Here is a 13,121-nt window from a genome sequence, read left to right as displayed (position 1 = left end):
AATTACCGATTTCTATCCCACTCTCTTTTAAATTTCCTTACGAGCTATAACTTGCATTCAGAATGCATAGTAAATTTTACTTTCTTTTTTAGCTATTACGAATCAAGCTAAGTCTAGTCGGATTTGGCTTTTTGAGTATGCAAAAAGATCTACCCAAGTGGATAGATCTTTACTTGATTACAATTTACCCGCCACTGCATCCAAGAGTTCTTGGATTTTGGCTTGGTTGCTTCCTCCTGCCATGGCCATGTCTGGTTTACCACCACCACGTCCATCGACGATTGGAGCCAATTCTTTAACAAGATTTCCTGCATGAAGGTCTTTAGTCTTGCTAGCTACGAGAACATTGACCTTGTCACCGATAGATGCGACTAGGACAAGAAGGTCAGAGTAGTCTTTTTGTTTCCAGTTATCCGCAAAGGTACGAAGGGCACCTGCGTCTGATACAGAAACTTGGCTAGCAATGTAACGGTGACCGTTGACTTCCTTCACATCCTTGAAGACATCCCCAGCGGCTGCAGCGGCTGCTTTTTCTTTCAATTCTGCATTTTCTTTTTGCAATTGACGAAGTTGCTCTTGAAGTCCTTCAACCTTATGAGGTACTTCCTTGAGTTGCGGTGCTTTCAAGGTCGCTGCTACTGCTTTCAGAGCGTCTTCTTGTTCGCGGTAGGCTTCAAAGGCTTCCTTGCCAGTCACGGCCAAGATACGGCGAGTTCCTGAACCGATCCCTTCTTCTTTGACAATTTTGAAGAGGCCAATCTCAGAAGTATTGCCAACGTGGGTACCACCACAAAGCTCAACAGAGTAATCACCAATGGTCACAACACGGACTTCTTTACCGTATTTCTCACCAAAGAGGGCCATCGCACCCATTTCTTTAGCCGTGTCAATATCTGTCTCAACAGTTTCTACAGCAATTGCTTCCCAGATTTTCTCATTGACTTGTTGTTCAATAGCACGCAACTCTTCAGGAGTTACTGCTTGGAAGTGCGTAAAGTCAAAGCGAAGGAATTCGACTTCGTTCAGAGATCCTGCTTGTGTCGCATGGTGGCCAAGGATATTGTGAAGGGCCGCATGGAGCAAGTGAGTTGCTGTGTGGTTTTTCATGACACGGTGACGACGATTGGTATCAATTGCCAAGGTGTATTCTTGGTTCAAAGCAAGAGGAGCAAGAACTTCAACGGTATGGAGTGGTTGTCCATTTGGTGCTTTTTGAACATCTGTTACAGTAGCCACGACGTTTCCTGCAGCATCCAAGATTTGACCGTGGTCAGCTACTTGTCCACCCATTTCAGCGTAGAATGGAGTCTCTGCAAAGATGAGAGAGGCAGTTCCTTCTGAAACAGCTTCAACTTCAGCATTGTCAGCTACAATAGCCACCAACTTAGAAGGCAATTGGCTAGCATTGTAGTTAAAGTGACTTTCCACTGTGATGTTTTGAAGGGTTTCATTTTGCATACCCATTGAGCCACCCTTAACAGCTGACGCACGCGCGCGTTCTTGTTGCTCTTTCATGGCTGCTTCAAAACCTTCACGGTCTACAGTCATACCAGCTTCTTCAGCGATTTCTTCTGTCAATTCAACTGGGAATCCGTATGTATCGTAGAGTTTGAAGACATCTGAACCAGCGATGACAGATTGACCTTTTTCTTTCAAGTCAGCTACGATGCCTTGGGCAAAGTGTTGACCTGAGTGAAGAGTACGGGCAAATGACTCTTCCTCGCTCTTCACGATTTTCTCGATAAAGTCGCGTTTCTCAAGCACTTCTGGGTAGTAGCTTTCCATGATTTTTCCAACAGTTGGAACGAGTTTGTAAAGGAAAGGCTCATTGATACCCAATTTTTGACCGTGCATAGAAGCACGACGGAGAAGACGACGAAGGACATAACCACGACCTTCGTTTCCTGGAAGGGCACCATCACCGATGGCAAATGAAAGAGAACGGATATGGTCAGCGATAACCTTAAAGCTCATATTGTCGCCATCTTGGTCGTAGACCTTACCAGACAATTTCTCAACTTCACGAATGATTGGCATGAAGAGGTCTGTTTCAAAGTTTGTCTTAGCCCCTTGGATAACTGCCACCAAACGCTCCAAACCAGCGCCCGTATCAATGTTCTTGTGTGGCAATTCCTTGTACTCGCTACGAGGAACAGCAGGGTCAGCATTGAATTGTGACAAGACGATATTCCAGATTTCGATATAACGGTCGTTTTCGATATCTTCTGCAAGGAGACGAAGACCGATATTTTCTGGGTCAAAGGCTTCTCCACGGTCAAAGAAAATCTCTGTATCAGGTCCGGAAGGTCCCACACCGATTTCCCAGAAGTTGTCTTCGATTGGGATCAAGTGACTTGGGTCCACACCAACAGCAATCCAACGATTGTATGAATCTTTGTCATCAGGGTAATAGGTCATGTAGAGTTTGTCTTTAGGGAAATCAAACCACTCAGGGCTTGTCAAGAGTTCATAAGCCCAAGTAATTGCTTCGTCACGGAAGTAATCCCCGATAGAGAAGTTCCCCAACATTTCAAACATGGTATGGTGACGCGCAGTTTTTCCGACATTTTCGATGTCGTTGGTACGGATGGCTTTTTGCGCATTGGTAATCCGTGGGTTTTCAGGGATAATGGTCCCGTCAAAGTATTTCTTAAGAGTGGCTACCCCAGAGTTGATCCACAAAAGAGTCGGGTCGTTAACTGGCACCAGACTTACTGATGGTTCTACAGAGTGGCCTTTGCTTGCCCAGAAATCTAGCCACATTTGGCGAATTTGAGCACTTGACATTTGTTTCATTTATTTTTCTCCTTAACTTTCTAAATATTTATATTATGATGAAGAACTTTCCAGCATTTCCACATAGTCAATGGCGACGCAGAGGGAAATGACCAAATCTGAATAAGTCTCATCATAGACGCTCACCTGATAAGTAGAGGTTAGATGGAAGAGCTCTTTGGTAATCTCTGCTACGACTTGATCACGGTCATCTAGTAATCGGAAGTTCAGATCCCAGATGTTGCCTTCAACCCTGAGACCTAAATTGTCAAACTGATACTTATCACGCAAGATAGTGAATTTCTGACGGATATAAAAGCTATGTCCGTTGCTGAGTTTGATTTCAAACTGGGGCAGGAAGGTTAGAAAGGTTTTGGTGATCTGGCTGACAGTACACCCCTGTGTGTCGTAGATTGTAAAGGTCTTGGGAATCTGAAAAAATGACCCTTCCACCTGATAAGCTACATTGCCTCGATCATCCTTGATATCAAAACGTTCGCCGCCTAAGCGAAATTTTTGTTTGACAAGATAAGTCTTCATCGCTTTACCTCCAGAGTCAAGATAAAAGACAAGTTCCTTGTCTGAAGGGCGAAAAACCGCGGTACCACCTTCATTCAATGAACTTGTCATTCTCATTAGCTATTTAGTTTGACACATGAGTAGCATGAATTTTCCTCTCACATGGCTCGCAGCACCGCCAATTCTCTGAGCTGAGATCTAGAAAATCAATTCTCAATAGTTTTATTATACTGACTTCTTGGCTTTTCGTCAAGCTTATTCTGCTGCAGGAGCTGGGTTTTCTTCAGTATGAGCAGCTTCTGACTTGCTTTCTTCTGAGCTTGAAGCCCCAGATTTTGCTTCTTCCGAGCTAGAAGATTGTGATTTCTTTTCTTCTGAACTAGAAGACTGAGACTTACTTTCTTCTTTAGACGATGAGCTAGAAGTATCTCCTTCTACATATTGGGCAAAGACATTTTGGAAAGCTGGATCCTTCACTTTCAGATTCGCTTCCTTCAATTCTTTAGAAATAACAGAACGAATAAAGCTTGCATCGTTTTGTTTTTGAGTCAGGATTCCTTCTTTTAGTTGCTTCTTGTAATCTGTCCATTTTGCAGATTTTTGAGTTTTCTTCACCAATTTAACAATGTAGTAACTTGCTGAATAGTTCTGCTTACCTCGTACAGTGATCACATCAGAAACGCCGTTTTCTTCTAAGGCAAAAGTAGCTTTTTTAACGGCATCCGCAACTGTTGTTGAGGTTGAATCAAATTTCACCTCGCCGCCCTTATCTTTGGTGTCCTTATCGGTTGAGTTTTCCTTGGCCAACTGAGCAAAGTCTGCTCCCTCAGCCTTGGCTTTTTCAAGCACTTCCTTAGCCTTTTCTTCACTATCTACCTTGATAATTTGAGCCGTCACTTCTGGGGTATACGTTTCAAAGAAAGCCTTGTAGTTGTCATCTGTCAGCTCTTTTTCAGCTGCTTTCTTAACAGCGTATTCAACCAATTTATTTGCGCGGATCTGATCTCTATAGGCATCTTCTGTCATTCCGCTTTGAGCAAGAACATTTTGGAAGGCAGAACCATAAGCGGATTTCATTTTTTCAAAGGCTTCTTCAACCTCTTTATCCGTCACTTTTTTGCCATACTTTTCTTCAAAAACTTGCTTAATTACCATTTGAAGCAAAACTTGTTGAGAGGCACCATTATTTTTTACTTGATCGTAAAATTCACTTACTGTGATTGTCTCACCTTTCATTGTCACAATATCTTTATCTTTTGCTGTTTGTGAACATGCTGCTAAAGCCACTACAGAAAAGAGAGTTACTGCTCCTGTAAGGATTTTTTTCTTCATTGTTTTATCTACTCCTTCAATAAATTCACTTTGTCTATTGTACCACAAATCCAACTTGATATCTTAATTTTTCCTAAAAATTTTTGGAATTTGAGAAAAAAGTGAAGGGATTATTTTTTTCTAATCATAAGCAGCCCATCTCCTAAAGGAAGCAAGCTCGCAGTCAAATCTGGACTGTCCAAAGTTGCGTCAAACAGGCTATGCAGTCCTCGGTAAATAGCCCGTTGACCACGCTTAATTTCCTCAAAAGGCTTGGCAACATCTCCGCCTTGGAAGACATCATCAATGAGGACCAGACCACCAGGATTGAGGCGCTTGAGGACTTGGGGAAGAAAGACCACATACTTGGACTTGGCAGAGTCCATAAAGACAAGGTCGTAGGAATCCTCCAGTGTCTTAAGCAAATCCACCGCATCGCCTTCCAGCAGGGTAATCTGCTGACGGCTGTCATACTTAGCGAAATTAACCTTAGCCAGCTCAATCATCTCTGGATTGCGATCAATAGTCGTAATCTGAGCCTGAGGCGCATGCTCCGCCATCAAAAGGGCCGAAAAACCGATAGCCGTTCCGATTTCTAAAATCTTCTCTGGTTGCAGACTTTCAAGTAGCAGTCGGAAATAAGCCACTGTCTCATGGGGAATCACGGGTACATTTTCAGCTCTGGCAAAATCCTCCAGCTCCTTGAGTCCACCAGAAACTGGCTGGAGTCGTTGTCTCATAAAGTCCACAATCTCTTCCTTGACTACTGGCCGGCGCATATTGGGATTAGAGTTTTGATTATAAGTCTCGACCATCTTATGCCAGTCCCAACTTTTCTACCAAGGCTTCGAATTCGTCCAGACGACGCTCAAAGACAGCAAAAGCAGCATTTAGGTAGTCTTCTTTTTCCATGTCCACACCTGCTTTTTTGATGACATTGAGCGGATAGTCAGAGTTGCCGGCTTTGAGATAGTCCAGATACTTGTCCTTGTCTTCCTGACTGCCATGGACAATCTTTTCAGCCAGGGCAGAAGCCGCTGAAAAGCCTGTAGAGTATTGGAAAACATAGTAATCGTAGTAGAAATGCGGAATCCGAGCCCATTCGTACTGAATCTGTGGATTGTCTTCTTTTTTCAGACCGTAGTATTTTTCGTTCAAGTCAGCGTAGAGTTCATTGAGAAACTCGCTGGTCAACACTTGACCTTCTTGGTCAGCTTTGTGGATTGCATGCTCAAACTCCGCAAACTGGGTTTGACGGAAGACCGTACCTCGGAAGCCGTCCAAGAAGTGATTGAGGATAGCAAAGCGGGTAGCATCGTCCTCTACTTCTTCCAAGAGCTTCTCTGTCAGGATATTTTCATTGGTCGTTGAAGCAATCTCAGCTAGGAAGATAGAGTAGTCTCCATAAACATAAGGCTGGGTCTCACGAGTATAACTTGAGTGCATACTGTGGCCTGTCTCGTGCACCAAGGTAAAGAGATTGTCCAGTGTATCCTGCCAATTGAGCAACATAAAGGCATTGGTATCATAAGACCCGCCTGAGTATGCTCCTGAGCGTTTGCCTTGATTCTCATAAACATCAATCCAGCGCTCTGAGAAGGCAGTCTTCACTCGGCTCAGATAATCCTCACCCAGAATAGCCAGGACTTCCTCAGACTTAGCCAAGGCTTCCTCATAAGTGAACTTGTAGTCTGTCTCTGACAAAGGTGTGTACATATCATACATCTTCAAATCAGAAATGCCTAAAATCTTTGCTCGTAAAGCGATATAACGCTGCAAAAGAGGCAAATGCTTATTAACAGCTGAAACTAAGCTATCGTATACACTTTCTGGAATAAAGTCAGCTGACAAGGCTGCTTCACGGGCAGATGAAAACTTGCGGACTTTCGCATTGTAGTTGTGTACCTTGACATTGGTCTGCAGAGTCTTGGCATAGGTATGCTGGTACTGCTCGTATACGCTATAAAGAGCCTCGTAAGCTTCCTTACGGACTTCTCGGTTCTTAGACTCAACCAAGGTGATATAGTTGCCGTGGCTGAGCTGAACTTCATTTCCATCTTCATCATGTACCATTGGAAAGACGATATCTGCATTATCCAAGATAGCAAAGGTTTCGCCCGCTGCACCAAAAATTTCACCAGCACCGGCCAATAGCTCCTCTTCGCGCTGGGTCAAGATGTGGGCTTTCTTTTTCAAAAGCTTGTCAAAATAATGTTGGTAAAGTTGCAAACCTGGCTGCTCAGCCAAGAAAGCTTGGTACTGCTCTTCTGTAATCGCCATAAACTCAGGCTCATAGAAGGCAAAGCTTTGACCGAATTCGCTATAAAGAGTCATGCCTTTAGCCTGATACTCTTGGTACTTGGCCACACGAGTATCCTGGTCATTCTTCATGTGAGCATAAGAATAAAGCTTTTCAATCCGACGCATCAAGTCCAACTGGATTTCCGTCGTTGTCAAAAGATTGTCAGCCGAATCCAGCAAATGCCCAGCCAGACTAGCTGCTTTCTTCACTTCTTCTGAAACCTGAGCCAATTCCGCTTCAAAGGCTTCATCTGTTGGGAAAATGGTTGTCAAATCCCAAGTATATTTTTCTTCAATTTCATTTCTTTGTTTTGCCATAGAAATTTCCTCCATCTTTTCTATTTTATCATAAAAGTGGGGGAAATCCTCGCATAAAATACTGGTGGATAGATAATTTGAAGCTGCTTATTTTTTTCAGCCTGATAATAGCGATTGAAGTGCTGATAATAAGGAGTCAAGTCTCTTGTTATTTGACAAAAGGAGCTAGCTTGGACAGGCCGAACCTGCGGATAAAAATCCTCGGCCGACTTGGTTAGAAGATTGTCTCCTTTTTGATAGAGCTGGGCTTGGAGCTTCATCCAGCGAGGCTGCTGGTAATAAAGCTGCTGACGAACATAGCGACAAATCTCTGGATCCTGCCGCGCCAGATAACTTTCTATCCCCTGCTTCTGAAAAGGCTTGCGCAAGACGGATAACAGACAGCATTGACCAAAAGGAAAGGATTTGACCTTGTACTGAGCTCGCCCATGCAAGTCCTCGTGAATGAGATATTTAAGCCGAAGCTCCTGCTTTTTCTCATCCAATTCCCAAAGATGAAAGCCCATATTTTGACTGAAATAAAGAAAGTCCTTTTGCAGTTTCGTCAGTGACTGTTTTAACCATAATTTCTTGCCTAAGAGCCAGAGAACTTGATAGCCATGCTGGCGATAGGACAGCGTCCTTTCCTCAAGTCTTTCCTGACTGAGTGGACTACACTGGACCTCCAGCGCTATGCGACCATCTATCAAAAGGTCAGCAATCTGCCTTATCTCAGGCAAAAAGGCCTCCACCTGAACCTCTTGGCTTTGCTTCCCCCAGCCATAAAGGCCAGCTTTCAAATTCAAATGCTCCGCACTTTCATTTTCCGTATAAAACGAACAATTTTCAAGAGAAACATGAGCAAAATGCGGCCGCATGACCTTTCCATTTTTAAAACGGACCGCTCCCGAACAGGCCGGACAAAAGAGTTGTTCGCCTAGAGACGGTTGCTTTTCCACCGCATTCAGCAAAATCCCCTCTTCATTTTTCGCAAGCAACATGAGCATTTCCCTTTCAATATAATGTCTTTTATATCTTTATTCGTAATTAAAAAGCTAAAGAGAAGGCTTGTGAAATAGAACGAAGTATTATTTATTCTCTCACTTATGTAATCTCCCCAAACAAAAACGAGCTGAAAAGTTTCCAGACTCGTTTTTCCTTATCCAAATAAATTCTGATTCTTTTTTTCAGGAACTTTCAAAAAGAAGGCAAGCAAGAGCACTAGACCTATAATGGCTGCCAGCATGAGATTCATACTACCATAGCCAAAACCATCTAAGATAGATCCTGACATATTCTGAATGAAAATTGTTCCTAGATTTCTCCCTGTCTGTAGTAATGCAAATGCGGTCACCAAATATTTTTCATCTACCAAATTTGCCACGATGCGCAGACTAAGCATTGTCAGTACCATGCCAGAAGCATGCTTGGAAAGCAGAGTGACTACGATTTTCGAGCCTAAGCCAAAGTTCAAAGCATAAACTGCGTACTGAAGGAGCATCATACCTAAACAAATATAGAGCAACTTTTTGACAGCTATCTTATCCATGAAAAGATAGGAATAAAAGATTAAGGGCGCCTCACATAGCACAGAAACAGCGACAACAGTCGTTGCCCAATCAACACTTAAGCCACTGGATTCTAGCATGGAAGGAATATAGGTATGTCCTGTATTGCCCACACCAGAGTAAAGGGCAACAAGGAAAAGATAAAAAAGATAGGTTCTGTTTTTAAGAATGGCTGAAAAGAGCGAATGGCCTTTTTTTTCAGTCTTTTTAGTCAACCTATCCCGCTTAGGATTCATACCAAGAACCCCTATAATACTCAGCAACATAGTCCCAATAAAGACCAGATAGATCGCTTGAGGAGAAATATTCTTATAAATCAAACCCGCCAGCTGTGAACCGACGGCATAACCGATTGTTCCCCAAATTCGGATTTTCCCATATTTATAAGGACTTTGGGTTGCTAGTACATCCATCACAGTGCCCACCCCATTGATGAGCATCAAGACAAAACTATACCAGATGGCTAAGAGCCATAGATTATCAGCCTCCATGAAAAAGATATCTCCCAGGATAATCAGGAAAAAACTGATAAGCGAAACTCTCTTGATGCCAAGTGTATCAGTTAACACCCCCATGATTGGCTGAGCCAGCATGGAAGAAAAGAAAGAAGCTGATACGACGATAGATACTTGGCCAGCTGTGTAGCCCTTATCCAGCATATAAACGGATATCAAGGTCGAAAACAATGAATTGGACAGAAAATAAGAATTATACATCAAAAAATAAGCCAAATAGCTATTAGAAAACTTTTTTCCCATCATCAAAACCTCTCTAAAAATAGAATAAAACCCAGTTTTTAGAAACTGAGCTTTATTTCAGCTTGCAAGCTAAATGCAATCATTTATTTATTTTTTCTAGCTCTTGCTTTAGCTTTTCTCGATTTCCGATTCTCGATATAGAAAATCAGGATAATAATGACAATTGGCAAGGCAATTAACCAGCGGTTGCTTAGCAAGTCACTATACCAAGTTTTATTATTTTCTTTCTTAGTGACTTCTTCTTTGGCAGACTGGGTGACAGAAGCATCTACTTCCTCCACTTTCATCTCATCAGAGATCTTTGGAGAGAGCGTGTACAGATCATTTCCAGCCTTCAAGACACCATTCTCAACTACAGGCTTTGCCTTCGCATCTTTTTTGATTGTCGCATAAAAATCTTCTGGCAGATTGTAAGTTTTTCCATCAATCTCCTGCTTCCCTTTAGAGAACAGTTTCTTGTACTCGTAGTCAGCATAAGATTTTTCGATCAAGGCATTTCCAAATGGATGGCGATAATATTCACCATCTTGGTCAGCCCAGTCACCAACGCCCATGATAACGCCAATCACGCGCTGGTTTCCGCGCTTGACAGTTGCAATGTAGTTGAAGGCACCGTTCGGACTTGAACCCGTCTTCAGACCATCTACTCCCTCCAGAGCGTAGCGAGCACCCGGCAATGAGTAATTATAAGTCTCAAAGGTTTCTTCATAAGGCGTGCCAGCCTTGACAGTTACTTTAGCCTGATTGGTATAGTTTAAAATATCTGGATAGTTCTTTACAAAATTATAAACTAAAATCCCTAAATCACGCGCAGTTGTTTGGTTGCTAACATAATTGTTATATCTCTGAGGTGTATAATAACCCTTGAAAGAAACTGCCGCAGCACCACTGGCATTAAACCATTTGGTGTTGGTCATGCCTAGTTCTTGCGCTTTGGCGTTCATCTTATCCAAGAAAGCATCGGGATCGTTATCTGATAGGTAATTTGCCAGCATCACTGTTGTTGCGTTAGAAGAGGGTACAACTGTCATGGTAATCAGCTCAGAAACAGTATAATTGACTCCAGCCACGATTTTATTATTGGAAATTTCATAAATTTCCGCAACCGCCTGATCTTGCGGCGTCGCCTTAATCACCGTATCTAAACTGAGTTTTCCCTCTTTAATGGCTTCAAAAACCAAGTACAAGGTCATGATCTTACTCATGCTAGCTGGATCGCGAACCTCATCAATGTTATCCTGCCACAGTATATCGCCCGTATTTCCGTCAATCATCAAAGATGACTTAGGACGATTGATTGCTTGTACATTTTCATTGGGATACATTTTTCGTGCCATATCTACCAATTCATCTGCCGCAGCAGAAAGCGGTGATAGAAAGGCAGACAAAATCAATCCAAACACCAAAAACTTCTTCTTCACATTTATCCTCCAAAAAAATTCATTCCTAACTAGTATATCATATTTTTAATCATGTTTTTGATAAATATAAAAAATCCCACCTAAAAATTAGATAGGAAATAGATTGTTAAGCTTCTAATAAACTTAGAGCTTCTTTGTCTGCAATAATCACGACATCTTCATGGCCTTGAAGGGCGCTAGCTGGCACAGCTTCTGTTACCTCTCCTCGGACTGTTCCTGCAATGGCTTGAGCTTTAGAAGCGCCATAGGCAAAGAGGATGATTGATTTTGCAACTAAGATATTCCGAATTCCCATTGAGATGGCTTGAGTCGGTACGTCCTCTATCTTTTCAAAGAAGCGAGCGTTCGCTTGGATAGTTGACTGCTCCAAATCGACAATATGGACAGTGCTATCAAAACTAGTTCCAGGCTCATTAAAGCCAATATGACCATTGGTCCCAATTCCCAAAATTTGCAAATCTACTGGATGATCAGCCAAGACTTGATTGTAGCGTTTCACTTCTGCTTCCACATCTTCTGCTGCACCGTTTGGCAAAAAGCTTTCTTTGAAAGGCTTTTTATTAAACAGCTGCTCATTCATAAAGTAACGGTAAGACTGAGGATTCTCTTCTGAAAGTCCCACATATTCATCCAAGTTTACACTGGTAAGCTCTGACAAATCTAGGTCACTGGCAATGATTTGCTTGTAAAACTCAATCGGGCTACTTCCTGTTGCCAACCCCAATGTTTTGGCCCCCTGAGCTAGCTTTTCTTTCAAGATTTCTAAAGCTACCTTTGCGCCTTCTACTTGATTCTCAACACGAATAACTTTCATTCTGTTCTCCTATTTTTCTTGATTGATTCCTTATTTTATTATATGGTATAGACCAATTTTTGTCAAGTAGATTCTACTTAATTTTTTCAAATTTTACTGAGAGACTTAGCGTCAAATCATGGTATAATAAAAGCATGCTATTACCAATGATTATAATTTTTTTACTCGGAATTGCCCTTTTTACCACTGGGCTTTTCTTAAAAAAACATCTAGGTTGGCAACTAATTTTTTTATGCCTGGGAATTTTCTTTATCAGTATTCCCTTTTTACTTGCCGCCTACTATATTTGGATCATGAGAACTATTTAAGGAGATAGAATGAATACTGCTGATTTTGATTTTCACTTGCCGGAAGAACTGATTGCTCAAACCCCTCTGGAGAAGCGAGACTCTTCTCGCCTGCTCATTGTAGATCGGGAAACTGGCCAGTTTAGTGACCAACATTTTGACAATATTATTGACCAACTTGAGCCAGGTGATGCCTTGGTTATGAACAACACTCGTGTCCTGCCAGCTCGCCTTTATGGGACCAAGCCTGAAACCGGTGGCCATGTCGAGCTCCTACTCTTGAAAAATACCCAAGGAGACTTCTGGGAAGTTCTAGCCAAGCCTGCCAAACGACTCAGAGTCGGAACGCGTGTTTCTTTCGGTGATGGCCGTTTGACTGCCACTGTTACAGAAGAGCTAGAACACGGCGGACGGATCGTTCGCTTTAATTATCAAGGCATTTTCCTAGAGGTCCTAGAAAGTTTGGGTGAAATGCCCCTGCCGCCTTATATCCATGAGAAGCTAGAGGATCGTGAACGCTACCAGACAGTCTATGCCAAAGAAAACGGCTCCGCTGCCGCTCCAACCGCTGGCCTCCATTTCACAGAGGAATTGCTGGATAAAATTGCGACAAAAGGCGTTAAGCTCGTCTACCTGACGCTGCATGTCGGGCTCGGAACCTTCCGTCCCGTATCAGTTGACAATCTGGAAGAGCATGAGATGCATTCCGAATTTTATAGTTTGTCTGAAGAAGCAGCTGAGACCCTGCGCCAAGTCAAGGCAAGCGGCCACCGCATCGTTGCTGTCGGTACCACTTCTATCCGAACACTGGAAACAATCGGCAGCAAATTTGAGGGTCAAATCCAAGCAGACTCCGGCTGGACCAATATCTTTATCAAACCGGGCTATCAGTGGAAGATTGTCGATGCTTTTTCAACCAACTTCCACTTGCCAAAATCAACCCTTGTCATGCTGGTATCAGCTTTTGCTGGACGCCAACTGACACTGCAAGCCTATGAGCATGCTATCGCTGAGCGCTACCGCTTCTTTAGCTTTGGCGACGCTATGTTTATCAAATAATACAGGTGAAT

10 protein-coding genes are annotated in these 13,121 nt (G+C 42.7%); 1 reads left to right on the top strand and 9 read right to left on the bottom strand.

Annotated features, from left to right (window positions below; all coding sequences use genetic code 11):
• Positions 1-177: 177 nt before the first annotated feature.
• The 9 genes from alaS to A0765_RS06435 form a co-directional block, all read right to left on the bottom strand.
• Entirely contained in the window at positions 178-2,796 is a 2,619-nt protein-coding gene (gene alaS, locus A0765_RS06475; protein WP_062005427.1) for an alanine--tRNA ligase, read from the bottom strand.
• A 33-nt stretch (positions 2,797-2,829) separates the two neighbouring features.
• Complete coding sequence (locus A0765_RS06470; RefSeq protein WP_179856148.1) at positions 2,830-3,411, bottom strand: LURP-one-related/scramblase family protein; 582 nt, start codon at positions 3,409-3,411, stop codon at positions 2,830-2,832.
• Between the two features lie 138 nt (positions 3,412-3,549).
• Complete coding sequence (prsA, locus tag A0765_RS06465) at positions 3,550-4,626, bottom strand: peptidylprolyl isomerase PrsA (protein WP_062005425.1); 1,077 nt, start codon at positions 4,624-4,626, stop codon at positions 3,550-3,552.
• A gap of 110 nt (positions 4,627-4,736) precedes the next feature.
• Positions 4,737-5,420, bottom strand: coding sequence for an O-methyltransferase (locus A0765_RS06460; RefSeq protein ID WP_062005423.1), 684 nt, complete (start codon positions 5,418-5,420; stop codon positions 4,737-4,739).
• A gap of 1 nt (position 5,421) precedes the next feature.
• A complete protein-coding gene (gene pepF, locus A0765_RS06455; RefSeq protein WP_062005421.1) occupies positions 5,422-7,224 on the bottom strand; it encodes an oligoendopeptidase F in 1,803 nt (600 codons plus the stop codon).
• Between the two features lie 20 nt (positions 7,225-7,244).
• On the bottom strand, positions 7,245-8,204 hold the full coding sequence (locus A0765_RS06450) for a competence protein CoiA (RefSeq protein ID WP_062005420.1): 960 nt from the start codon (positions 8,202-8,204) through the stop codon (positions 7,245-7,247).
• Between the two features lie 158 nt (positions 8,205-8,362).
• Positions 8,363-9,529 (bottom strand): MFS transporter, encoded by a 1,167-nt coding sequence (locus A0765_RS06445; RefSeq protein WP_062005429.1) that lies wholly within the window; start codon positions 9,527-9,529, stop codon positions 8,363-8,365.
• 83 nt (positions 9,530-9,612) lie between these two features.
• Entirely contained in the window at positions 9,613-10,950 is a 1,338-nt protein-coding gene (locus tag A0765_RS06440) for a D-alanyl-D-alanine carboxypeptidase (RefSeq protein WP_062005418.1), read from the bottom strand.
• Between the two features lie 106 nt (positions 10,951-11,056).
• Positions 11,057-11,764 carry a glucosamine-6-phosphate deaminase gene (locus A0765_RS06435; RefSeq protein ID WP_062005416.1) on the bottom strand — a complete coding sequence of 236 codons (708 nt, stop codon included), beginning with the start codon at positions 11,762-11,764 and terminating at the stop codon, positions 11,057-11,059.
• A 317-nt stretch (positions 11,765-12,081) separates the two neighbouring features.
• Between A0765_RS06435 and queA the strand changes: the two genes are divergently transcribed.
• On the top strand, positions 12,082-13,110 hold the full coding sequence (gene queA / locus A0765_RS06430) for a tRNA preQ1(34) S-adenosylmethionine ribosyltransferase-isomerase QueA (RefSeq protein ID WP_062005414.1): 1,029 nt from the start codon (positions 12,082-12,084) through the stop codon (positions 13,108-13,110).
• The last annotated feature ends 11 nt before the right edge of the window (positions 13,111-13,121 follow it).

Origin of the sequence: Streptococcus cristatus (genome assembly GCF_001588905.1) — a bacterium.
In the GTDB taxonomy this organism is placed as follows: domain Bacteria; phylum Bacillota; class Bacilli; order Lactobacillales; family Streptococcaceae; genus Streptococcus; species Streptococcus cristatus_N.
Note: the sequence above shows the minus strand (reverse complement) of the source record. Positions and strands in the feature narration are given on the sequence as shown.

Excerpts from the sequence above, each read along its gene's own strand:
- A0765_RS06470 (WP_179856148.1), bottom strand. The coding sequence starts at position 3,411 with ATGAGAATGACAAGTTCATTGAATGAAGGTGGTACCGCGGTTTTTCGC.
- pepF (WP_062005421.1), bottom strand. The coding sequence starts at position 7,224 with ATGGCAAAACAAAGAAATGAAATTGAAGAAAAATATACTTGGGATTTG.
- A0765_RS06445 (WP_062005429.1), bottom strand. The coding sequence starts at position 9,529 with ATGGGAAAAAAGTTTTCTAATAGCTATTTGGCTTATTTTTTGATGTAT.
- prsA (WP_062005425.1), bottom strand. The coding sequence starts at position 4,626 with ATGAAGAAAAAAATCCTTACAGGAGCAGTAACTCTCTTTTCTGTAGTG.
- alaS (WP_062005427.1), bottom strand. The coding sequence starts at position 2,796 with ATGAAACAAATGTCAAGTGCTCAAATTCGCCAAATGTGGCTAGATTTC.
- A0765_RS06435 (WP_062005416.1), bottom strand. The coding sequence starts at position 11,764 with ATGAAAGTTATTCGTGTTGAGAATCAAGTAGAAGGCGCAAAGGTAGCT.
- A0765_RS06450 (WP_062005420.1), bottom strand. The coding sequence starts at position 8,204 with ATGTTGCTTGCGAAAAATGAAGAGGGGATTTTGCTGAATGCGGTGGAA.
- queA (WP_062005414.1), top strand. The coding sequence starts at position 12,082 with ATGAATACTGCTGATTTTGATTTTCACTTGCCGGAAGAACTGATTGCT.
- A0765_RS06460 (WP_062005423.1), bottom strand. The coding sequence starts at position 5,420 with ATGGTCGAGACTTATAATCAAAACTCTAATCCCAATATGCGCCGGCCA.